Source organism: Paenarthrobacter sp. CAP02 (genome assembly GCF_040137855.1).
GTDB lineage: Bacteria > Actinomycetota > Actinomycetes > Actinomycetales > Micrococcaceae > Arthrobacter.
The window spans coordinates 382291-405664 of sequence record NZ_JBEEII010000004.1 but is presented as its reverse complement, the minus strand read 5'-3'; the positions used below and the strand labels follow the sequence as shown (position 1 = coordinate 405664).

Genomic DNA, 23374 nt, shown 5'->3' with positions numbered 1-23374 from the left:
CGCGCCCATGTGGCGAACCCGTGTTCCACAACTGAAGATCTAGGTTTGACCCTGGCTGGGGAGTGACAAGCCGGGACCTGCGCATTACCCCGCGGGCCCGTCTTAGCTATCGGCGTACCACTCCAGGAGTTCTGATGCCCGGTCCTTCAGCTTCCCGACCACAGCGAATCTTCAAGGGTCTCCTTTTACCCGTGGTGATCGCCCTGGTGGGGGCACTTTTGCCCCTCAGCGCAACGACGGCGATGGCTGTGGGACCCTGCGACCCCGTGGTGAACGCGGTGGCCTGCGAAAATTCGAAGCCCGGCAGCCCGCCCTCGGAGTGGGACATCAATGGCGCGGGCGATGACACCATCCAGGGCTTCGCCACGGACATCAGCGTCAATGCCGGCCAGCCCATCCGGTTCAAGGTCGACACCAAGGCGCCCACCTACACCATCGCGATTTACCGGACCGGCTGGTATGGGGGCAACGGGGCCCGCAAGATCGCCGATGTGACACCGTCCGTATTGCGGCAGACCCAGCCGGCCTGCCGCAGCGATGTCACCACCGAGCTTTACGATTGCGGTACCTGGGCCGTTTCGGCAACGTGGCAGGTTCCGGCGACAGCTGTGTCCGGTGTCTACATCGCGCTCCTCACACGCCCTGATACCGGCGCAAAGAGCCACATCACGTTCATTGTCCGCAATGACGGCAACCGTTCCGCCGTCGTCTTCCAAACCGCGGACGAGACCTGGCAGGCCTACAACACGTACGGCGGCTCGGACTTCTATCAAGGTGCCGCGAACGGCCGGGCCTACAAGGTCAGCTACAACCGTCCGATGGCAACCCGTGATGGTCCGAACGGACGGGACTTTTACTTCGCCAACGAATACCCCATGGTCCGTTTCCTTGAACAGAACGGCTACGACGTCAGCTACATCAGCGGCCTGGACGCGGACCGCAGCGGCGCGGAGCTGCTGAACCACAAGGTGTTCCTTTCGGTGGGGCACGATGAGTACTGGTCCGGTCCGCAACGGGCCAACGTCACCGCCGCCAGGGACGCCGGCGTGAATCTTCAGTTCCTTTCGGGGAATGAGATGTATTGGCGGACCCGGTTCGAACCCTCAATAGTGGACGGCACAGCGAACCGCACCCTGACCTGCTACAAGGAAACCTGGGGAAATGGCAAGATCGACCCCAGCACCCAGTGGACAGGCACCTGGCGCGACCCCCGTTTCGCCTCGCAAGCCAACGGTGGTGGCCTGCCCGAGAACGCGGTGACCGGGACCATGTACATGTCCAACCACTCCGACTTGCCTATTACCGTGAGTTCGGACGAAGGCAAGACAAGGCTTTGGCGGAATACGTCCCTGGCATCGATGCCTGCAGGTTCTTCCACGGCGCTGGCAGCCCACACGGTGGGTTACGAATCCGACGAGGACCTGGACAACGGCTTCCGGCCAGCCGGCCTGGTCCGGTTGTCAACCACCGTGGGAAGTGTTCCCGAGTACCTCCAGGACTTCGGTAATACCGTCAAGCCAGGCAATACCACCCATAACGTGACCCTCTACCGGGCAGCAAGTGGCGCCCTGGTCTTCTCAGCCGGCAGCGTCCAGTGGACGTGGGGGCTGGACCAGGAGCACGACGGCGCCGGCGCACCTGCCGATGCCAGGATGCGCCAGGCGCAGGTCAACCTGCTTGCCGACATGGGCGCACAACCCGCCACCCGGGCGGCCGGTCTTGTTGCCGCTGTTGCCAGCACTGACACCACCAAACCCACCGCAACCATCTCTGCTCCGGCCAACGGTGCCACGGTGGCACAAGGCAGCAGCGTCACCGTTACGGGAACTGCCAGCGATGTTGGAGGCGTCGTGGCCGGCGTCGAAGTCTCCACCGACGGGGGCACAACCTGGCACCCGGCCCAGGGCAAGACGAGTTGGAGTTACACCTACGTACAGAAGGGCCTTGCCACGGCAACCGTCCAGGCACGGGCCATCGACGACAGCGCCAACGTGGGCGCTGCCGTGAGCCGCAACCTCACCCTCAACGGCCCCTACAGTGTCTTCGGCCAAACAGTTCCCGCTGTCCAGGACTCCGGTGACGGAGGGGCTTATGAAATGGGCTTGCGCTTCACGCCCTCTGTGGATGGCTTCATCACTGGCGTCCGTTTCTACAAGAGCACCGCCAACACCGGAACCCACACAGGCTCCTTGTGGAGCTCCACCGGCGAGCGCCTGGCCACGGCCACATTCACCAATGAGACCGCTTCGGGGTGGCAATCAGTCCTGTTCGCCCAAGCAGTCCCCGTGGGGGCGGGCCAGAAGTACACAGCCTCGTTCTGGGCACCCAACGGACACTACGCCACCAAGGACTATCAGTGGGCCAGCTTTGGCTTCACTGACGCCCCGTTGAAGGTAGCGGGAGGATTCGGGGCGGAGCCGGCCGGCGTTTACAGCACATCGCAAAGTTTCCCGACCACCAGCTACAACGGTGGCAACTACTTCGCAGACGCCATCTTCAGCACTGTAGATACCTCCCCCATGACAGTTTCGGGCCAGACACCTATCCCGTCGTCGTCGAGCGTACCGGTCGACACCAAGGTGAGCGCGGTATTTTCCAAGCCGGTCACCCCGGCCAGCGTCCAACTGACGTTGCAGTCGCCGTCCGGGCCAGTGGCGGGCACTACCGCCTATGACGCCGCCACGCGGCGGGCTACTTTTACGCCGTCGAGCGCATTGGCGTTCAGTACCCAGTTCACGGCGACCTTGGCCGGCACTGACTCAACCGGTGGTCCAGTGACGGCGGGTGGGACCTGGTCCTTCACGACGGCGGCGACCCTCCCGGTTCCCGGTGCGTGCCCCTGCAGCCTTTTCGATGACTCTGTCACACCAGGGATAGCGGAACTGCGGGAAGGCGTACCCGTAACCCTTGGTGTGAGGTTCTCGAGTGTTTCGGCAGGCCAGGTGCTTGGTGTCCGCTTCTACAAGTCCGCCGGCAACACGGGCACCCACAACGGCGCCCTGTACACGGCAACCGGCCAGCAGCTGGCCACGGTCGCGTTCACCAACGAAAGCAGTTCCGGATGGCAGACGGCCATGTTCAGCCAACCCATCCAGATGGCTGCGAATACGGACTACATCGTGTCCTACAAGTCCCTGACCGGGACGTATTCGGCCACGACCAACGGATTCGGTTCGGGTATGAGCGTAGGACCACTGCGGGCAGCTTCTGACGCTGGCGCTTACACGTACAGCGGAGATTTTGCTTCCTCCAGGTCCACAACCAGCTACTTGGTGGACGTCGTGGTCACAGTGCCGAACACTCCATTCACTGTGGGTTCCCAATCGCCGTTGCCCAACGCGTCCAGTGTCCCCCTGAACACCACGGTCAGCGCCGTGCTCTCCGAGGCCGCCGTAGCGTCGAGCGTGAGCACGACGTTGAAAGTAACCGGGGGAGCCGCCGTAGCCGGGACGTCCAGCTACGATCCAGCAACGCGTAAAGCCACGTTCACTCCCACAGCCGCCCTCGCAGCAGGGACGGGTTATACGGCCACGGTGACAGCTACGGCGCAGTCCGGACAGCCGATGTCGGGCGGCGGGACCTGGACCTTCACCACGGTTCCGGCACCGAGGACCCCTGGTGTGTGCCCATGCACTCTGTACCAGGACACGGTGACGCCAACGACGCCGGATGCCAACGACGGCGTGCCATTGTCCCTGGGCGTCAGGTTCGCGAGCGACACAGCCGGGCAAGTCACCGGCGTGCGCTTCTACAAGGCGGCCGGCAACACCGGCACGCACACCGGTTCGCTCTACACCGTCAGCGGACAACTGCTCGCTACCGTCACATTCACCAATGAATCCAGCAGCGGATGGCAGACAGCCGTGTTCAGTCAACCGGTGAACATCGAGGCCAACACGGAATACGTGGCAGCGTACAAGTCCCCCACCGGCAGTTACTCCTACTCTGCGGGCGGATTCGGTCCGGGCTTCACCAGTGGACCGCTGCGCACGGACACAGATTCTGGAGAATATGCCTACAACAGCGACTTCCCCAATGCGTCCACCACTGCCAGTTACCTGGTGGACCTGGTCTTCGCTACGCCAACAGCACCCCTCACTGTAACGGAGCAGGTTCCGGCACCGGGCGCCACGGACATCCCCACCGACGTGAAACCGTCCATCACCTTCTCCTCCGGGATCAACGCCGGTTCGTCCTTTACCCTGACGGCGAACGGCTCATCCATTGCAGGGACGGCGGCTCTCTCCTCCGATAGCCGGACGGTCACGTTCACGCCGGCCGGACCCCTTCCCAACAGCACGGTCATCTCAGCCAGCGTGGCCAACGTGGTCTCCCAACAGGGGCAGGCTTACCCCACCACCAACTGGCAGTTCACAACTGCAGCCCCGACCGTCCAGGTGTCCACCATCTTCGGTTCACTGACCCCCCAGACAGCGTCCGCCTCGGATGCCCTGTCTGTGGAGTTGGGCACGGCCTTCACCGTTTCCCAGGCGGGCAACGTCACCGGCATCCGTTTCTACAAGGGGACCGGAAACACAGGAACCCACGTCGGCTCGCTCTGGAACTCGGCGGGCACGCGGCTGGCACAGGTGACCTTCACCAATGAGACGTCAACAGGATGGCAGACCGCCACACTGGCCACGCCCGTGGCGTTGTCGACCGGCCAGACCTACGTGGTTTCCTACCGTGCCCCCGTCGGCCGGTACTCCTATACGCAAGGCTTCTTCAACCAGACCTGGACGAGCGGTGTGTTTACCGCTTCCGGACCCAATAACGGGCTGTACAGGTACGGCTCAGGAGGCGTCATGCCGGCCAGCTCGTTCGGGGCGACGAACTACTTCGTGGACGTTGTCTACTCAAGTGCCGCACCCGCCCAGCAAGCGGCGGCGGCACCGTCCCCGTCGCCTACCGCCACAGCCACAGCCACGCCTACGCCTACGCCTACCCCGACAGCTACGGCAACGCCTACTGCGACACCGAGCCCGACGCAGTCCGGTGGTTTGCTCTGCGGGCTGTTGCCGCTCTGCTGACCACACAGCAGAGGACCTAGTTAATGGGTGGCTTGCTCAACGGATGACGCTGGGCGACCACGCGTGGGCAATGAACATAGCCGGTTGCGAACCGGGATTGGTGCCCAGCTGCCAGATGTTGCTGTCCCCTTCCACGGCCTCATCCGCCAACCCGTAAAGGAGGTTCTGGTTGTCCAGCCATTCAATCTGGTCATCGACGCTTCGCTTCTCGGATAGGACCGTCTCCTGCCCGGTGGCGAGGTCAAGCACAGCCACCTTCCAATGCGCAGCCAAAGCACCGCCGTCGTTCTTCTTGAAGGCAATCCTGGTCCCGTCGGGCGAAATCGATGGGCACTCCACATTGTCGTGCACAGCGGTCAGCGTCTTTGCTGAGATACTTCCGCGGACCAACCATATACGCCCCGACGACGCCGCCGTGGCGTAGAAGGCATCCTTTTGTCCCGGCACGAACGTCACTCCCCAGATGTTCCTGTCCGTGGCCACCAGCCGTTGTCCGTTGACCAGGAGGGCGTAGTCCTCCAGGTTTTCCGGCGTTCCTCCCGACTGTGTGATCTCCGTGGCCGTCGAGAACCCGGCGGTCGCATACGAGTGGCCCGTAACAAACACGGTGGTGGCGATCATTGAGCCATCAGGACTGATCCGGGTCCTGCTGGGTATGCCCTTGATGGGCCACGAGCTTTGGGGTTCCCAGTCCCGGTTCAAGAGCGAAGCTTCGAACGCGGTCACCAGCCCGCGGTTGGTCTTCAGGCAGACGGAAGACTCCTTTGTTCCATAAACACGGTCGCATTCCCGTTCGCTGACGGACCTGGTTCCCGCCGGAGCCGAGAGGGGAACGGTTGCTGCGTGGCCGTATCCCTGCCCGGAAGCTGTGTTCCGGAAGAGGACAAAGGGAACACTTGGCAGCGGTTGCGCTGCCGTGACACCCACCGTCGAGGCCGCAGAGCGGCTCTCCTCAAACCGCTGGTAGGCCCCCACCGCGTAGATTCCCGCCCCTGCCAGGACCAAGGCAGTCACGGCCAGCAGAAGGCCCCATCTCACCTTTCCCAGGCCCAGCGCTTCACTCATGCGTCGGCGTCAACGACATTGGCTGGCGAAGTGCCCCGCAGGACGAAAATGACGGCCACAACCACGCACCCCAGCAACGCGCCCGCAATCAGCATGGCTGCCGATGCACCCACCGCGTACCAGAGCACACCGAACCCGGCTGAAGCGATCATCCTGGTGAGCGCCACAACTGTCTGGGCCGAAGCGATACCCGTGGCCAGTTTCCCGGGCGGGGTCAGTTGGCTGGCCAGTGCGGCCAATACGCCGTCGGTTGCCGCGTAAAACGCACCCAGCAGAACCAGGCAACCCACTGTGGTACCAAGTCCACCGATGGGCGAAGCCGCAAGGAGATAGGTGGCCAGGAGCGCCACGTGGCCACCAACAAATACCGGGATCTTGCCAACCCGGTCAGCCAATCGTCCCAGGGGAACCGCAAACGCCAGGAAGACCACGTTGGTGCCCACGAACAACAGCGGGAACCACTGGACAGCAAAAGAGTCCCTGGCCTGCAGGACCAGGTAGATAAAGCCGTCGCCAATGGTCACCAGGCCCAGGAGCCCTGCAGCGATCAGCACCTTTCCCAGGCCCGGCTCCTTCAGGTGGCTCCACGAAAAAGCGAACAGCCGGCGCCCCTCGCGTTCCGCTGCGTCCGGCAGCCCATCCGCCCGGACGTCCGGCACAATCAGCCCCAGGACGGCAACGCCAATCACAGCGAAAGCAAGCGAGACGACAAAAACCGTGCTGAAACCATTGGGAATCATCAGCAGTACAAAAAACGCGATCAACGGTCCGGCTGCTGCCCCGATATTGTCAAGCATCCGGTGCACCCCGAAGGACCTGGCAAGATGCTCAGGCTGCGCGGACACTGAAATGAGCGCATCCCTGGGGGCAGTGCGTATACCTTTGCCGATCCTGTCCCCCGTGACAATCGCGGCAATCGCCCAGAATCCCCCGGCGAACAGGAAACCTATCCTTGCAACCATGGACAGGCCATACCCGGCCAACGCAATTCGTTTTGGATGGCCGCTCCGGTCCGCTGCCCAGCCCGCGGCAATTCTGACGATCGCGCTGGCGCCTTGATTGATCCCGTCAATGAAACCAAATGCGATCGTGGACAACCCCAGGAAGCCGGTCACGTACAACGGGAGAATGGCTGTGACCGACTCCGAGGAGACATCCGTGACCATGCTGACGATGCCCAGCCAGATGATCACCGGTGACAACCGGAACGGCACTCCACTCGGCAGTGCCGTTTCCATACCTTGCGGCTTGGCCCGTTTGCCGCCCCGGTCTGAAAGCGAAATGTACATGGCCGCCCCTAGCCCGCCGTCGTATGCAGGGTGCCCAGCAGTTGGAACCGCGAAGCGCCGGTACCCGTCGTCGTCACGGAAACTGTCACGGTATCGCTGCCACGAACGAACCGCGTGGCCACAGCACCGTCAGCGGCGGGAGCTTGCTCAGACCAGAACCCACGGGACACCAGGGACTGGCTGAAGGAGCCCAGCACTTCGCTTTGGGGTTTGGCCACGATCCCATCCGCTGCCACTTGAAGGGCATTGCCCGAGGTCGACACTGAGGTGGAACCTATGGTTGTTTCGGCAGGCAGGGTGAGAATGTCAGCCGGCCACCCGTCCACCACCTTGCCGGCAGCCGTACCCGGCGCAGGCAAGGCACCCGAGATCAAGGGGGCGGGCGCGGATGGTTCGGGCAAGCCGGAAGGGGTCGCGGTCACCGGTGGAAGGACTTCCAGGGGTTTGGCGGTGGACTGGCCGTCGCCGCCGGTCCCCTCCGGGCCGGCGCCGGCCTGGTTCGACGACGGGCTGCCGGACACCGGGGTGCCCTCGCCCGGGCTTGCGCCGGCCGGAGCACCCTGGGTGCCGCTGGAGCTGGGGGCTGGGCGTGAAGTGGAGGAATCCTGCGCAGTGGTGGAGCCGGTCCTTCCAGCCATCTGATCGAAAATGACTGCCACGGCGGCGACCAGCAGGGCAAGGCAAATGCCTGCGATGACCAGCCGCCGCGCCATCATGGTTTGGCCGGGCTGGGTACGCCGCAGAGCGGCTGATTCGGGGCCACGCGTTTCATGGGGACAGTCTGCCATCGCGACCCGGATTCCGGAACAGTTTTGGCGCTACCAACGCCCATTCCGCGGGCGCGGTTGGCACACAGGGCAGGTGTAGGAGGAGCGGTTCATGAACTGCTCCCGTTTGATGACACTCCTGAGCCCGGTTGCTTCGCAGCGCGGGCACAGCTCACCAGCCCGCCCATAGGCGTTAAGGGAACGGGAAAAGTACCCCGAATCACCGTTCACATTCACGTAGAGGGAATCAAAACTCGTCCCTCCTGCAGCCAACGCAGCGTTCATGACCTCTTGCGCGGCCACTACAAGGCGCTCGGCATCGGAACGGCGAAGGGTGTCCGTGGCCCGGGCGTAGTGGAGGCGGGCGCGCCACAGTGCTTCATCGGCGTAGATATTGCCAATTCCCGAGATGACACCCTGGTCCAGGAGCGCCCTCTTGAGGCCCGTCTTGCGGTTCTTGATCTTTCGGTAGAACGCATCGAAGGAAAAGTGCGGGTCGAGCGGGTCCCGGGCGATGTGCGATGCTTCTTCTGCGATCTCGGGCAGGGGCGTTTCGCCAAGGCCGCCAGGGCCGCCGTCGACGGTTGGGATCAACGACGTGACGAAGAGTCCACCGAAAATGCGTTGGTCGACAAACCGCAGCTGCTCCGGCATGCCGTCCACCGGGCTGAGCTTGATCCGGACCTTGAGGTGCTTCTCATCCGGCACCGCCGGATCCTGCATCAACAGTTGGCCGCTCATTCCCAGATGGGCCATCAGCGCCACGCGCGGCATCTCCAAAGCGGGGGCCGCGGGCGTGGTGCCAGCAGGGTTCTCCATGGCCAAGGGCATCCACAGGAACTTCCCGCGTCGAACGACATCCAGGACGGTTGCATGTTCGAGGTTCCCCACGAAATCCTCGGTACCCAAGGCATGCCGCCGGATGGAGCGGGGATCAATGACGTCCACGCCGGTGATGGTCCGGCCACGCACCCAGCGGGCCAGACCTCGGCGTACTACCTCTACTTCGGGGAGTTCCGGCATCCGTCAGGCTTGGGCCGGACCGGCAGCTGATGCGTCCATGGCGGTGAGTGCACGCCAGGCATCGGCAGCAGCTTCCTGCTCCGCCTCTTTCTTGGAATGGCCAGAGCCGCGACCATAGGGGGTCCCACCGATGTTCAGGACGGCTTCGAAAGTCCTGGCGTGATCGGGACCGGAGCCCTCCACGGCGTAGTGGATGGCCCCAAGCTGGCGGCTGGCCGTCAGCTCCTGGATGCTCGTTTTCCAGTCCGTGCCGGCACCAAGGGCGCCTGCGTCCTTCAGGAGCGGACCTACCAGGCGCATGACCAGTTGGCGGGCGGTTTCGATATCGTTCGAAAGGTACGTGGCACCGATCAGGGCTTCCATGGTGTCAGCCAGGATGGACGCCTTGTTCTTGCCGTCGGTCAGCTTCTCGCCTTGCCCGAGGTAAATGAACTCGCCGACGCCGATGGAGCGCCCAATGCCGGCCAAAGCCCGCGTACTGACGACGGCGGAACGCCGCTTGGCTAGTTCGCCTTCAGGCAGCGAGGGGTTCTCACGGTACAAGGAATCGGTGACCGAGAAGCCCAGGATGGAGTCGCCGAGGAATTCGAGGCGCTCGTTGGTGGGGATCCCGCCGTTCTCATACGCGTATGAGCGATGTGTGAGAGCAAGACGAAGCGTCTCGGTGTCAATGGAGACACCGAGACGCTTCAGAAGCTCTTCAGTTGAAGACATCCTTAGTCAGCCTGTACGGCAGATTAGGCGTCTGCGACCTTGCGGCCCTTGTATTCAAGGAACAGCGCGGTGCCGGCAGAGTCAGTGACGACCTTTGCCTGGTGCGGCAGGCTGTAGGTAACCTGACCGTTTTCGATGGTCTTGACCAAGTTGGGGGCAGTTGCCTTCCACTGGGCACGGCGGGCGCGTGTATTTGCGCGAGACATTTTCCGCTTGGGAACAGCCACGGCTATCTCATTTCTCTCTTAGACGAACACTTACTAATCGGTTTGCCGGTCAGTCTTAGCCAGATCAGCTAGGGCAGCCCAGCGAGGGTCAATGACCTCGTGGTGGTGCCCCGGCTCGTCTTCCAGGCGCGCTCCACATTCGGAGCACAGACCCTGGCAGTCTTCCCGGCACACCGGCTGGAACGGCAGCATAGTGACAACTGCGTCCCGCAACACCGGCTCAAGATCGATCAGATCGTACTCGACTCGACGTTGCTCTTCATCGTCTTCCTCGTCGGAAAGCTCAGCGCCTTCGTAGAAGAAAAGTTCTTGCACATTGACCTCAAGGTCATACGCAAGGGGATCCAGGCATCGCCCGCACTCGCCGGTTACTTCGACGACGGCGGAGCCAGATACCAGAATTCCTTCGTGTACGGCCTCCAAGCGAAGATCCAGCTCGATATCCGAGCCTTCCTTCACGCCAATGAGCGCCACACCAAGGTCACTTGGCGCAGGTACATGCTCGTTGAGTGTCCGCATGGTCCCTGGACTGCGTCCAAGGTCCTTGACTACCAGCGCCAAGGGCGAACTTGCATCTCGCTTAATGAGAACTCCTGTAGAACATATGACCGACGTACCATCTTAGCCTGATCTCGCTGGAGGACTCAAACCGACGCCGGGCGCGCGCAAAGGCGCGGTGGTTTCAGCTGGGGACTCTGCGTGAAGGCGCAAGGTACCCGTCAAGCTTACCCTTTGCGTGGCGGTTCGGTGGGCGGCTCGCCAGCGAGGAGCCGTTTCAGCACGGACTTGGGAACAAAATCGGAGATATCGCCCCCCAGGACGCTGATTTCCTTGATCAGGGTGGAAGACAGGTGGACGTAATGCGCTTCTGCCGGCAGGAAGACGGTCTCGACGCCGGTCAGCTGACGGTTCATGGTGGCCATGGGCAGCTCGTAGTCAAAGTCCGAAGAGGACCGAAGGCCCTTGACGATTGCGGACACACCCCGGTTCCTGCAGTACTCGGCGAGGAGCCCTTCACCCATGGGCTCCACGATGATTCCGCGCAACGACGCCAGCGTTTCGCGTGCCATCTCCATACGGTCTTCGAGGCTGAACCGGTACTTCTTGGCGTAGTTCGTCGATACCGCCACGATAACTTCGTCAAACAAGCCGGCAGCCCGGGCGATGACTTCGAGATGTCCGTTGTGGATAGGGTCAAAAGATCCAGGGCATACCGCGCGTCTCATGAGACGAACCTACCCCATGGCTCTGCCGGGATACCATGGCTCCCATGGCATCCGCAGGCATCAGCCCCCTTGATACACACGCCGGCAACGGATCCCCCCAGGGTACGGGCAGCGCCGCCCCGTGGCAGCGGGCAGCCCTCGGAGCGAACCTGTTGTCGCCCAATGGAGGGCTCGGAGTCACCATCTTCGAGGAAATGACCACGCTGGCGGTATCCACGGGCGCCATCAACCTGGGCCAAGGCTTCCCCGACGAGGACGGCCCGTCGGAGATCAAGGCCGCCGCCCAGGATGCCATTGCATCCGGAGCCAACCAGTACGCTCCGGGCAAGGGCATCCCCGCGCTGAGGGAAGCAATCGCGGCCCACCAGAAACGGTTTTACGGACTGGACCCGAATCCCGACTCGGAAGTGCTGGTCACTACCGGCGCTACCGAGGCCATCGCCGCGGCCCTGTTGGCCTTCGTGCAACCCGGCGATGAAGTCCTGACCTTCGAACCGTTCTACGACTCTTACGGTGCCATTATTGGCATGGCGGGCGCCAAACACGTCACTGCTCCCCTGCTGGCACCGGACTTCATGCCGGACCTCAATGCCTTGGAAGACGCGTTCAGCAGCAGCACCAAGGTTGTGCTCCTCAACAACCCGCACAACCCCACAGGTGCTGTCTTCCCCCAGCAGGTCCTGGCAAAGGTCGTTGAGTTGGCGGCAAAGCACGACGCCATCATCGTCAGCGATGAAGTGTACGAGCACCTGACATTCGGCCCTGCCCACATCCCCGTCACGTCCCTGCCGGGGGCGGCCGGGCGGACCATCACCATCTCCTCCGCCGGAAAGACGTTTTCCTTCACCGGCTGGAAGATCGGGTGGCTGAGCGGCCCGGAACACCTCGTGGCGGCTGTGCGCACTGTGAAGCAATTCCTGACCTACAGTTCCGGCACTCCATTCCAGAGCGCCATCGCGGTGGGCCTCGCGCTACCGGACGAGTTCTACACCGGCATCGCAACGACCCTTAAGCACAAGCGCGATATCCTCGCCGCGGGCCTGCGTGCCGCTGGATTTGGGGTGTACTCCCCCAGCGGAACGTACTTCGTCAATGTCGATACCGCCCCCCTGGGCATCAGCGATTCCGTAGACCTGGCACGGCGGTTGCCCGGCCTGGTGGGAGTGGCAGCAATCCCGGTTCCAGTGTTCTGCCACCCTGAAGGCGCCGAGCGGACCCGCTCCCTGCTGCGCTTCGCGTTCTGCAAGAAAACCGGGGTTCTGGAAGAAGCTGCCGAACGCCTGGCCACGCTCAAGGACCGGCTCTGAACCCCGCCCAGCCCCATGCCACCCGCTTCCTTCGGACCACGGGCCAACACGCCACCATCGAGGCCGACACTCTCATAAACGGCAGCTTCGTCCTCAGCATCGGCGGAGCAGAACAATCCCACGTCAACCTCCAGGACCCGGCAGAGATCTTCTACGAGTACCTGCGCAGGATCGGACACGTGGTGGACCTTGCAGCAGAACCGGGCAAGCCCATCACCGCATTGCACCTCGGTGCCGGCGCCCTCACCTTGGCCCGCTACATCCAGGCCACCCGTCCGGGTTCGGACCAGTACGCCGTTGAGCTCGAGCGCGAACTCCTGGATTTCGTCCTCCAAAAGCTGCCCATGCCCGACGGCACGGCGCTGAGCACCCATATCGGCGACGCCCGCGACGCGCTGGGTGAGCTGCCCGCCCACCTGAGGTTCGACGTCGTTATCCTTGACATCTTCTCCGGACCCGAGGCACCAGCCCATATCGCCTGCCAGGAGTTCTACGAAGAGGCAGCCGCAAGGTTAAGCCCGAACGGCGTCCTGATCATCAACGTGGGCGATGAGCCCGCACTGACCTTGGTACGCAGCCAGGTAGCTGCGCTGCGGGAAGCGATGACGGACGTCGCCGCCTTTGCCGAATCAGGCATGTTCGAGGGGCGGTACCCGGGCAACATCGTCCTGGTGGGCACCCAAAAGCCATGGCCACCCGGTTGGACCGCTGAGCTCCTTGCCCGCGGACCGCATCCGGCCGCCGTACTCACAGGCGTCGACCTCGATCGCATTACAGGCTAGGCACGGACACGCCTCAGGACGGCTCCGCGAACCACAGTTTGGTCTCGCCGTATTTCTTGTCCGCGAAGCATTCCAAGGACTGCGGCCACGCGGGTTCGGGACTGCGCGAACTTCGCTCCACAACTACCACGGCAGCCTCGTCCAGGTGCGGTGCCAGTTTGGCAAGCACAGCGCTGAGGGCCTCTTCGTCCAACGGGTACGGCGGATCCAGGAAGACCAGGTCCCACACATCAGCTTCGCCGGCACGTTCAAGGAACGATTCCACCTTTGACCTGTGGACCGATACCCTCTTGCCTCCAAGCACCTGGTTCACCAGGTCGGCATTGCGCTGGCAGATATCGCTGGCCTTGGCGTCAAACTCCACCAAATCAACACTGCGGGCGCCTCGGCTGGCGCTCTCAACTCCCAGCGAACCCGAACCGGCGTAGAGGTCCAGGACCCGGAACCCGTCAATAACCGCCAATGACTCCAAGCGGGAGAAGAGCGCCTCCTTGACCCGGTCCGTCGTGGGCCGCGTCGCTGTTCCGGGCACGCTCGCCAAGGGATTGCCGCCGGCGACACCGGCGATGATGCGGCTCATAGGGTGGTAGCTTTCAGGTCACAAAGCGTCCCTGGACTCTTAACCGCGTTCAAGGAACGCCTCCTTTTCGGGATTCAAATAGTCGTCGATCGCCGCAGCGAGGGCCGGCTGGTTACCCAAGACAGGGTCCTCTGACACGAGGGCCTGGGCGTCAGTGCGTGCCCGCGCAATAATGTCCTCGTGGTCAAGGACACGAAGCAGTTTCAGTGTGGAGCGGCCGCCGGATTGGGAAGCGCCAAGGATGTCGCCCTCCCTGCGAAGCTTCAGGTCCTCTTGGGAGAGCTCAAAGCCGTCAGTGGTTGAGGCAACGGCTTCCAGGCGCCGCCGGCTCGGGTGACCTGGTTCCAAGGTGGTCACCAACAGGCATGTGCCGGGCAGTCCTCCGCGGCCCACCCGCCCACGCAGCTGGTGGAGCTGCGAAATCCCAAAGCGGTCCGCGTCCAAGATCACCATGAGGGTGGCATTGTGGACGTCCACACCCACTTCAATGACGGTGGTGGACACCAACACCTTGGTTTGGTTGGCCGCGAACGAGGCCATGGTGTCGGACTTGAGCTGCGGGTCCTGCCGGCCGTGGAGCGGTGCCACCGGAACTCCGGACAAGGACGGCTCATCCAGGAGGCTTTCGACGACGGCAGTCACCGACGCGAGCTCCCGCGACGCACCGTCGTCCGCGAGGTCGGCGTCACTTGGTTCCGCTTCACCGGGACTGAAGTCCCCGTCGTCGTCCGATCCGATCTTGGGGCAGACGACGTACACCTGGTGGCCCGATTCGACTTCTTCACGGGACCGCTTCCAAATCCGGTCCACCCAGCCGGGGTTCTCAGCAAGGCCCACCACGTGGGTTGAAATGGGGGCGCGCCCCGCCGGAAGCTCGTCAAGGATGGACGTTTCAAGGTCGCCAAACACCGTCATGGCAACAGTCCGCGGGATAGGCGTGGCCGTCATGACCAGCAAGTGCGGGGGCCGTTGTGCCTTTGCCCTCAGGGCATCACGTTGCTCCACGCCGAAGCGGTGCTGCTCATCCACCACAATCAAGCCGAGGTCCTGGAAGCTCGTTTTGTCGCTCAGCAAAGCGTGCGTGCCGATCACGATGCCTGCATTCCCGGACGCGGCATCCAGCATGGCCTGTTTCTTCGCGGCGGTGGGCATGGAGCCCGTCAGCAGCGTCACCTGGACGGTACCCTGAGCGGGATCGCCACCGAGCATCCCAGCGCCGCCAAAGACGTGGTCCCGCGCAAGCTCCCCCAATGTCCGCCGGATGGAGTGGAAATGCTGGGCGGCCAGCACCTCAGTGGGGGCAAGCAGGGCGGCCTGGCCACCGGCGTCCACCACCTGAAGCATCGCGCGGAGGGCAACGATCGTCTTGCCGGATCCCACCTCACCCTGCAGCAACCTGTTCATGGGCGTGTCCCGGGCGAGTTCTTCCGCAAGCGTCTTTCCGACGGCGGATTGGCCGGCTGTGAGGGTAAACGGCAGGTTTTGGTCGAACTTGCCCAGCAAACCACCGCTGATCGGCCGCCGGGCCGTTGCTTCCTCCGCCGCGAGCTGGGCCCGTCGGCGCGCCAAAGCTGTCTGCAGGACAAGTGCTTCCTGGTAGCGGAAGCGCTCCTGTGCCCGCTGCCAGTCCTTGGGGGTCTCCGGCGAATGGATCAGGCGATATGCCTCGGCAACACTGAGGTGCCCGTCCCGATGAACGATACGCTCCGGAAGGGGATCGCTCATCGCCTCCAGGTCCATGGTCTCCAGGAGGGCGCTGATGACTTTGTGGATGGACCAGCTGGTGAGTTTCGCGGTGGCCGGATACACCGGGATGGGCATCGCGGCGAGCTTTTCGGGGTCCATGGAGCCTTCAGCCCCGGGATCCTCGTCAAGTAGCAGGAAGTCAGGGTTGGTCAGGCCCAGGGCACCACCGTAGCGGGTCACCTTGCCCGAGAACATTGCCCGGCGGCCCGCGAGAAGCTCCGACTTGGCCCTGAAACCGTTGAAGAAACTGACCTTCAAGGTGCCAGGCACGCTGGTTCCGCCGGCTTCATCGGTGACCACGACATCGGTAATGGAACCTCGCCGGGCACGCATTTGCCGGGTGGTGTTGGACAGTACCCGGGCAATCAGCGTGACTTCCTCGTCCAAGGGAAGGTTGCTGATGGGCGTCAGCTCACCGCGGCTCAGGTAGCGACGTGGAAAATAGTTCAGCAAGGAACCGACGGTCTTCAGGCCCAGGTGTTTGTCGATGACCGAAGCGGACCGCTTGCCGATACGGCGTTCCAGGGGCAGTTCGAGTTCAGAATTCATGCCGTGGCTGGCCCGGGTCACCGGGTACTTCCTTGTCCTGGGGACCGGTGTCTTGGGCGGCGCCGGACGGAACCGCAAGCTGGCTGACAGCGATGTCCGTGGGTTCCCCCAACGAACGGATCAGGGCCACGGCGGGCTCAGGATCAGGGACGTGCACATGCACACGCCAACGGTAGCTGGGCTCCACGGCTGGCTCGTCGTCATCCTCCGGGCCCTGCGCTCCGCCAACCTGGCTCATGATCACGGAGTCGCCCATTTCGTCCAGGCGTTGCCGGAGGATGGCCGCGTTGAGTGGAGACAGGCTGATGGTGCACATGACTTCAACACCGTCGTCGGCAGGCATGTGCTCATGGATATGGGGATCCTGCAGTTTGTAGCCGTGCAGGCCGTCCAACAGCTCATCCTGGAGCTCTTCGCCGAGGACAGCCGAGCGGAGGCAGTCGAGCACCAGCAGCATGCCAACGCCCCCGGCGTCGACCACGCGGGCTTCGTGGAGTTGCGCGAGTTCGTCTTCGGTGCGGACAACGGCCTGGTAGGCGGCATCCACCACGGCATCAAGCGAAAGGCCCAAGGCATGGTTGCTGTCATCACCGTTCTGGGACGCTTCCACGGCCTGGGCCGCATTGGCGGCCGCTTCCAGGACCGAGAGCATGGTGCCGGCAACAGGTTCACTCAACGCCGACCACGCCCTGATTTGTGCCCTGTTCAAGGCAGTTGCGAGTAGCGGCGCGCTCAAACGTGACTTGCCGTTCAGGGGCTCAGCTGCTGCGCAGAGGAAGACGGCGAAGAGCGTACCGGAGTTGCCGCGTGCCTGTTCCATGGCAGCCTGGCCGGCCCGGGAAAGAACCGCTCCCACGTCGTTGCCCGTTTCGGTGGAATCCGGCGTGGTGCCACCCAGCGCTGTGACAGCCGCCCGGACCGTGAGGTAAAGGTTGGTGCCGGTATCGCCGTCGGCTACAGGAAAGATGTTGATCGCGTTGAGGCGGTCACTATGGTTCCCCAGGACTACTTCCGCTTTGCCGAGCCAGCGTTTCATGGCGTGCGCATTCGCGGCGATCTTAGTCTGCAAAGTGATCCCATCCAACGGTGTCAGCGGCGTGCCCGGCAATCCGGATACCGCTGCCTGGCGGCTCGACAACGGCTTGAACCGAGCCTATCGCAGTGAAGCCCTCCGGTAGCTGAATTCCAGCTGGGAACGTAGCCAGGAGGCCGTGGTCCTCCCCGCCACCCAGGACCCAGGACATGGCATCGGCGCCCAGAAGTGTTGCTGCCGGCTCCAAGGGTACCGCGTACGCCTTCAGGGCCGTGGGGTCGAAGTCCAGGATTACCCCGCTGGCCGAGGCGAGCCGGTTGCCGTCGCGTAAAAGGCCGTCCGAGATATCCAACATGGCGGAGGCGCCAGCCCGCGCGGCGGCAGGGCCCGCCGCCAGAGGAGGCAGGGGGCGGCACTGGTTGTCCACCAGGGCGCGGAGTTCTGCTGCCAGGCTGCCCAGCGGAACGTCGCTTTCAAGGAGTGCCCAGCCGGCCGCGGCCCGGCCCAGCGTGCCGGCCACGGCGAGTTGGTGGCCCGGTTTCGCGCCCGAACGCACCACCGGTGCAAGACCGTCCAGCGAACCGACGACGGCGACCGTCACCGCGATCTCGCGGCCACGGCCAAGGTCTCCCCCGGCAACGGAGCAGTCGCTCGGGCCCAACGCGGTGATGGCCGCGGTCAGGCCATCGGCAAAGGATTCGACCCATTCCACCGGAGTGCTCGGGGGCATGGTCACGCTGACCACCAGCGAAGTAGCCGTACCGCCCATCGCGTTGATATCGCTGAGGTTCTGGGCGGCCGCTTTCCACCCGACATCAAACCCTGTGGTCCGGTAACCGTTGTTCCATTGCAGCCGGAAGTCCTGGTCCTGGGTCTGGGTGTCGATGGAGATCAAGGTGCGGCCATCCGGAGCGGCAACCAGGGCAGCATCGTCCCCGGGCCCCAACAATATGCCTGGACTGCGGTTCAGGCGCGGAAAGATCCGGGCAAGGAGCTCGGACTCCGAAAGGTCTTGGACGATCAATTGTTCTGCTGGCACGGCTCTACGCTATCGCGATCCACCGACAGGATAGCGTCGGGGTCGTTTCCATGGGTCATCCCGGATTGTGACCCGGACAACGCGAATCTGCGGGCCAGCACACGCGGGATAGGCTTGATTCATGCACCACAAGACCCTCCGACGGACTGCCATGTCCGCGTCACTGGCCGTTGCTTCCACCCTCGCCATCACGGCCTGCTCACCGGCCGTGGACGTCACGGCAGCTTCGGATGCGGCCAATCCTGCCTGTGCCCCGATGATGGTGGCCCTCCCGGACCGGATCGGGGACGCCGCGCTCCGCAAGACCAACAGCCAGGCCACAGCAGCATGGGGTGACCCGTCGCAGGTGATCCTCCGGTGCGGCGTGAATGTTCCCGGCCCCACCACAGACCGCTGCGTGAGCGTCAACGGCGTCGACTGGGTCATCAAGGAAGGCGACCCCGTTTACACCTTGACAACGTTCGGCCGGGAACCGGCCACGGAAATCCTGATCGACCCCGTCAAGCTGGAAGCGGCCAACATCAGCTCCGCCACGGTCCTGACCGAACTCACCGCGGCAGTCGGCAAGATCAAGGCAACCGGCAAGTGCGTCGGCCAGGAAGACCTCCAGAACCTGCCGACCGGCAAGTAGTTTGCGCAGGCCAGTTCTGAGTTAGCGCAGGCCAGTCGTGAGTTAGCGCAGGCCAGTCTTGCGGGTCAGCGCCAGCTGGATCAGTTCATCGATCAGTTCGGCATAGCCCAGCCCCGATGCCGCCCACATTTGCGGGTACATGCTCTTGGGGGTGAAGCCCGGCATGGTGTTGATCTCATTGATGATCAGCTCGCCGGCCGGGGTGTAGAAAAAGTCGACGCGGCTGAGTCCTTCGGCACCAACGGCGTCGAAAGCGACGGCGGCCAGCTCCCGTACGCGGGCGATGGCCTCGTCCGGCATGTCGGCCGGGCAACTGAGGGCCGCAGCGCCGTCCTCCACATATTTGGCAGCAAAGTCGTAGAACTGGTGCTCTCCGGCTGCCACCGCAATTTCGCCGGGCATGGAGGTGCGGGGAACGTCGGTGCCCCGTCCTTGGAGAACGGCGCACTCAATCTCCCGGCCAACGATTCCTGCTTCGATGACCAGCTTGAGATCGTGCCGGCGGGCTTCCTCGATGGCGGCGTCGAGCCCCTCCAGTGAATCCACTTTGGAAATGCCCATGGAGGAACCTGCCCGGGCCGGTTTGACGAACACCGGGAACCCCAACTTGTCGACGCGCTTCCGGACAGCCTCCGCATCAGTGAGCCAGTCACGGTCAGTCACGGCCACATACGGCCCCACGGTCAATCCGGCGGCTTCGAAAACCACCTTCATGAAGTGTTTGTCCATGCCCACCGCGGAGGCCAGTACACCGGCGCCAACGTAGCGTGTATCGGACAATTCAAGGAGACCCTGGACAGTTCCGTCCTCGCCCCACGGCCCGTGCAGCAGCGGGAAGACGACGTCGACCGAACCCAGCTCCTGGGGAACCGCATTGGGCTCGGTGACGATCAGCTGGTGTTCGCCGCCGACCTCCGCCAGGGTCACAGTCCGGCCCGACGGCGTCACCTCGGGAAGCGCTGCCGAGCTCAACGACCATTGGCTGGTGTCGCCTGACGCCAGGACCCATTGTCCCGACTTCGCGATACCGATGGGAATGACCTCATACTTTTCCCTGTCGATGGCACCCATGACACCGGCCGCCGTGACGCAGCTGACCGCATGCTCACTTGAGCGCCCACCAAAGAGGATCGCGACCCGGGGGCGGTGTGTAGCAGGAGTGGAATCTTCAGTCACCATCAGTAGTCGCCTTCGGACTTCAGCGCCCGGGCCAGCAGTCGCGGCCCCAGGTCATCAACGGACATTCTGCCTTCAAGCACAGCCACAACGGCTGCCGTGATGGGCATTTCGACATTCAATTTGCCGGCGAGCTCGTGGACGGCCGGGCCTGATTTGATGCCCTCGGCAGTCTGGGTCATCTGTTCTGCCACTTGTTCCAGGCTGAGCCCTTCGCCGAGCAGCCGGCCGGCAGTGTGGTTACGGGAAAGCGCCGACGAGCAGGTAGCCACGAGGTCACCGAGACCGGCAAGCCCGGCCATGGTCAGGGCCTCTCCACCCAAAGCCAGGGCAAGACGGGAGGTCTCCGCCAGCCCACGGGTGATGACCGATGCCTTGGTGTTGTCCCCCATCTGGCGTCCCTCGCAAATACCCACCGCCAGGGCAATGACGTTCTTGACGATTCCGCCGATCTCCACACCAACCACATCGGTGCTGGTGTACGGGCGGAAATACGGCGCGGTGCAACAAAGCGCAATGGCAGCCGCTGTTTCGTTGTCGCTGCAGGCAACAACTGAGGCGGTGGGCTGCTCCCTGGCGATTTCCATGGCCAGGTTTGGTCCGGACACCACGGCTACCCGTGAATCGGGGAGCCCCAGTTCCTGCGCAATGACTTCACTCATGCGCGCATCCGTGCCCAGTTCCAGGCCCTTCATCAGGGACACCACCACGGCGTCGGGTGCCAGGAGGGCTTTCCACTCCCCCAGTTGCGGTCGCAGGGACTGCGCGGGGACGGCCAGGACCACCAGCGTTGCGTCCTTCAGCACTTCGGCGACGTCGGTGGAAGCCGTAATGGACGCAGGCAGTTCGATGTCCTTGAGGTACTGCCCGTTACGGTGAAGCGAGTTGATCTCAGCCACGACCTCTGCGCGCCGCCCCCAGATCCGGATGCTGCGTGTGTCACCGGACGCGGCAGCCGCGTCAGCCAGGATCTTGGCGAAGGTGGTCCCCCATGATCCTGCCCCCAGGACAGCGATGGTCTCCGGAATCCCGGCAGGGCTCTCCACGAGGGTCATTCGCCGTCCTCCGCTTCCGGAGTGCCCGTGGATCCACGTTCGACAAAGCGGCCGTGCTTGGACTGCTTGTGCATCGCGGGGTCCCACCGTTCCTTGGGAGCAGTCTCGCCCCGAAGTGTTTCAAGGAGCGTGGTGATGGCATCCATGATGACGTCCGTGGCCTCGGACAGCGTGGCCCGATCCAGCGGCCGGTCTGCGAAGGCGCTCAAGTCCACGGGTTCTCCCACGAGCACCCGCGCAGTCTTGCGCGGGAAGACGTGGAAACGCTTTGCGTACCTGGGAAAGACTTCATGGGCACCCCAGTGGGCTATCGGCACCACGGGGGCCCCGGTCTGCAGCGCCAGCCTGGCAGCACCAGTGTGCCCCTTCATGGGCCACAGGTCCGGGTCACGGGTCAGTGTTCCCTCGGGATAGATGATGATGGCGCCACCGGCGTCCACCACCTCCTTGGCGACCTGCAGCGAGCGGTTGGCACCCGCCGTCGAGCGTTCAACCGGGATCTGTTTGGTGGCCTGGAGCAGTGCACCCAAAACCGGGACTTTGAACAACCCGGCCTTCGCCAGGAAGTGCGGCGGCCGCTTCTGGTTGTAGACCATATGCCCTACGACGATGGGATCGATCTCGGTGCAATGGTTGGGTACCGCGATGAAACCGCCCTGCGGCAGTTTCTCCAGCCCCTCCCATTTCTTGTTCATCAGGATGTTCATCAAGGGGCGCGCCAGGCCCGCCAGCAAGATGAACGTGGCACGGCTCTTGGCCGATTCCTTCACAGGATCTCCCGCTACTTGGTGGTAGTGATGTCGAAATCGGCGCCCAAGCCAGCCAGTTTCTCGGTGAAGCGCTCGTATCCGCGGTTGATGATGTCAATCCCGGTCACCTTGGAGGTGCCCGTCGCAGCCAGGGCTGCGATGAGGTGGCTGAAACCGCCGCGCAGGTCCGGGATGTCGATGTCCGTTCCCCGCAAGGGAGTGGGTCCGGAGATGACAGCCGAGTGCAGGAAGTTCCGCTGTCCGAAGCGGCAGGGGACGCTGCCCAGGCATTCGCGGTGTACCTGGATGTTCGCACCCATCCGGGCCAGGGCTTCGGTGAACCCGAAACGGTTCTCGTAAACGGTCTCGTGGACGATCGAAACGCCTTCGGCCTGGGTCAGCGCAACCACGAGGGGCTGCTGCCAGTCAGTCATGAAGCCGGGGTGAACGTCGGTTTCCAGGACCAGCGGGGTGAGCTTGCCGCCCGGGTGGTAGAAGCGGATGCCGTCGTCGCCGATGTCCATGCCGCCACCGACCTTGCGGTAGGTGTTCAGGAAGGTCATCATGTCGCGTTGGGAAGCGCCCTCGACGAAAATGTCGCCACGGGTAACCAGCGCAGCAGAAGCCCAGGAAGCGGATTCGTTGCGGTCCGGGAGCGCGCGGTGGTTGTAGCCCCCAAGGTCCTTGACGCCTTCGATGCGGATAGTGCGGTCCGTCTGGACGCTGATGATCGCGCCCATTTTCTGCAGCACCGCGATGAGGTCAATGATCTCCGGTTCCGTCGCCGCCCCGATGAGTTCGGTGATGCCCTCGGCCCGGGTAGCACTGAGCAGTACCTGCTCGGTGGCTCCCACAGACGGGTACGGCAGGGAAATCTTGGCGCCATGCAGGCCATGGGGAGCAGAAATGTGGATCCCGCCCGGACGCTTTTCCACCACTGCGCCGAACTGGCGGAGCACATTCAGGTGGTAATCGATCGGCCTGTCGCCGATTTTGCATCCGCCGAGATCAGGAATGAAGGCCTCGCCGATGGCATGGATCAACGGCCCACACAAAAGGATGGGAATCCGAGAGTCGCCCGCGTGTGCGTCAATAGCGGTACTTGAAGCAGTTTTAGCGCCCTGGGGATCCAGCGTCAGGTCACCCGTCACGGGGTCCTTCACGACAGTCACGCCGTGGAGCTGCAGCAGGCTGGTGACAACCTCTACATCCTTGATTTCCGGCACGTTCCTCAGCACCGATGGTTCACTGCCCAGCAACGCCGCCACCATGGCTTTGGGCACCAGGTTCTTGGCACCGCGAACGGTCACTCGCCCGGTTAACGGGACGCCACCGCGGATTGTCAGAACACTACTCATCTATACCGGTTTCCTCACGACTACTCGC

Annotated in this window: 20 protein-coding genes; 4 read left to right on the top strand and 16 right to left on the bottom strand. The window is 63.5% G+C overall.

The window, feature by feature from the left end:
* Positions 1-134: 134 nt before the first annotated feature.
* Positions 135-5030 carry a DUF4082 domain-containing protein gene (locus ABHM97_RS09790; RefSeq protein ID WP_349470516.1) on the top strand — a complete coding sequence of 1632 codons (4896 nt, stop codon included), beginning with the start codon at positions 135-137 and terminating at the stop codon, positions 5028-5030.
* Positions 5031-5066: 36 nt separating this feature from the next.
* On the opposite strand, the gene ABHM97_RS09785 is transcribed toward ABHM97_RS09790, so the two are convergent.
* The 8 genes from ABHM97_RS09785 to coaD all read right to left on the bottom strand — a co-directional run bounded on the left by ABHM97_RS09785 (position 5067) and on the right by coaD (position 11341).
* Complete coding sequence (locus ABHM97_RS09785) at positions 5067-6095, bottom strand: TolB family protein (RefSeq protein WP_349470515.1); 1029 nt, start codon at positions 6093-6095, stop codon at positions 5067-5069.
* Positions 6092-7384: an MFS transporter gene (locus ABHM97_RS09780; RefSeq protein ID WP_349470513.1), complete on the bottom strand. Its 1293-nt coding sequence runs from the start codon at positions 7382-7384 to the stop codon at positions 6092-6094. The genes ABHM97_RS09785 and ABHM97_RS09780 overlap by 4 nt, the downstream gene beginning before the upstream one ends.
* 8 nt (positions 7385-7392) lie before the next feature.
* Positions 7393-8100 carry a hypothetical protein gene (locus tag ABHM97_RS09775; protein WP_349470512.1) on the bottom strand — a complete coding sequence of 236 codons (708 nt, stop codon included), beginning with the start codon at positions 8098-8100 and terminating at the stop codon, positions 7393-7395.
* 102 nt (positions 8101-8202) lie between these two features.
* Positions 8203-9174, bottom strand: a complete 972-nt coding sequence (gene mutM / locus ABHM97_RS09770) for a bifunctional DNA-formamidopyrimidine glycosylase/DNA-(apurinic or apyrimidinic site) lyase (protein WP_349470511.1) — start codon at positions 9172-9174, stop codon at positions 8203-8205.
* Between the two features lie 3 nt (positions 9175-9177).
* Entirely contained in the window at positions 9178-9888 is a 711-nt protein-coding gene (gene rnc, locus ABHM97_RS09765; protein WP_349470510.1) for a ribonuclease III, read from the bottom strand.
* 23 nt (positions 9889-9911) lie between these two features.
* On the bottom strand, positions 9912-10115 hold the full coding sequence (rpmF, locus tag ABHM97_RS09760) for a 50S ribosomal protein L32 (RefSeq protein ID WP_011775139.1): 204 nt from the start codon (positions 10113-10115) through the stop codon (positions 9912-9914).
* Positions 10116-10148: 33 nt separating this feature from the next.
* Positions 10149-10676, bottom strand: coding sequence for a YceD family protein (locus tag ABHM97_RS09755; protein WP_235521511.1), 528 nt, complete (start codon positions 10674-10676; stop codon positions 10149-10151).
* Positions 10677-10840: 164 nt separating this feature from the next.
* Positions 10841-11341, bottom strand: coding sequence for a pantetheine-phosphate adenylyltransferase (coaD, locus tag ABHM97_RS09750; RefSeq protein ID WP_211713506.1), 501 nt, complete (start codon positions 11339-11341; stop codon positions 10841-10843).
* 35 nt (positions 11342-11376) lie between these two features.
* Here coaD and ABHM97_RS09745 point away from each other — a divergent pair, with 35 nt between their 5' ends.
* Positions 11377-12648: an aminotransferase class I/II-fold pyridoxal phosphate-dependent enzyme gene (locus ABHM97_RS09745; protein WP_235521512.1), complete on the top strand. Its 1272-nt coding sequence runs from the start codon at positions 11377-11379 to the stop codon at positions 12646-12648.
* Positions 12645-13430, top strand: a complete 786-nt coding sequence (locus ABHM97_RS09740; protein ID WP_235521625.1) for a spermidine synthase — start codon at positions 12645-12647, stop codon at positions 13428-13430. Before ABHM97_RS09745 ends, ABHM97_RS09740 begins: the two co-directional genes overlap by 4 nt.
* A gap of 13 nt (positions 13431-13443) precedes the next feature.
* Here the strand turns inward: ABHM97_RS09740 and rsmD are convergent, their stop codons facing one another.
* The 4 genes from rsmD to thiL are packed head-to-tail and all read right to left on the bottom strand — an operon-like array spanning position 13444 to position 18377.
* Positions 13444-14010 (bottom strand): 16S rRNA (guanine(966)-N(2))-methyltransferase RsmD, encoded by a 567-nt coding sequence (rsmD, locus tag ABHM97_RS09735; RefSeq protein ID WP_235521513.1) that lies wholly within the window; start codon positions 14008-14010, stop codon positions 13444-13446.
* 39 nt (positions 14011-14049) lie between these two features.
* The gene (locus tag ABHM97_RS09730; RefSeq protein WP_349470539.1) at positions 14050-16305 is read right to left on the bottom strand and encodes an ATP-dependent DNA helicase RecG; all 2256 of its coding nucleotides are present in this window, start codon (positions 16303-16305) and stop codon (positions 14050-14052) included.
* Positions 16295-17341 (bottom strand): DAK2 domain-containing protein, encoded by a 1047-nt coding sequence (locus ABHM97_RS09725; RefSeq protein WP_349470509.1) that lies wholly within the window; start codon positions 17339-17341, stop codon positions 16295-16297. Before ABHM97_RS09725 ends, ABHM97_RS09730 begins: the two co-directional genes overlap by 11 nt.
* A 22-nt stretch (positions 17342-17363) precedes the next feature.
* Complete coding sequence (thiL, locus tag ABHM97_RS09720) at positions 17364-18377, bottom strand: thiamine-phosphate kinase (protein WP_349470508.1); 1014 nt, start codon at positions 18375-18377, stop codon at positions 17364-17366.
* Between the two features lie 121 nt (positions 18378-18498).
* On the opposite strand from thiL, the gene ABHM97_RS09715 reads away from it, so the two are divergent.
* Positions 18499-19008, top strand: a complete 510-nt coding sequence (locus tag ABHM97_RS09715; RefSeq protein WP_235521516.1) for a DUF3515 domain-containing protein — start codon at positions 18499-18501, stop codon at positions 19006-19008.
* Between the two features lie 42 nt (positions 19009-19050).
* Here the strand turns inward: ABHM97_RS09715 and ABHM97_RS09710 are convergent, their stop codons facing one another.
* The 4 genes from ABHM97_RS09710 to murA are packed head-to-tail and all read right to left on the bottom strand — an operon-like array spanning position 19051 to position 23346.
* Entirely contained in the window at positions 19051-20187 is a 1137-nt protein-coding gene (locus ABHM97_RS09710; protein ID WP_235521517.1) for a D-alanine--D-alanine ligase family protein, read from the bottom strand.
* Complete coding sequence (locus ABHM97_RS09705) at positions 20187-21239, bottom strand: NAD(P)H-dependent glycerol-3-phosphate dehydrogenase (RefSeq protein ID WP_257369071.1); 1053 nt, start codon at positions 21237-21239, stop codon at positions 20187-20189. The genes ABHM97_RS09710 and ABHM97_RS09705 overlap by 1 nt, the downstream gene beginning before the upstream one ends.
* Positions 21236-22009 carry a lysophospholipid acyltransferase family protein gene (locus ABHM97_RS09700; protein WP_349470507.1) on the bottom strand — a complete coding sequence of 258 codons (774 nt, stop codon included), beginning with the start codon at positions 22007-22009 and terminating at the stop codon, positions 21236-21238. Before ABHM97_RS09700 ends, ABHM97_RS09705 begins: the two co-directional genes overlap by 4 nt.
* A gap of 11 nt (positions 22010-22020) precedes the next feature.
* Positions 22021-23346, bottom strand: coding sequence for a UDP-N-acetylglucosamine 1-carboxyvinyltransferase (gene murA, locus ABHM97_RS09695; protein WP_235521520.1), 1326 nt, complete (start codon positions 23344-23346; stop codon positions 22021-22023).
* Positions 23347-23374: the final 28 nt, after the last annotated feature.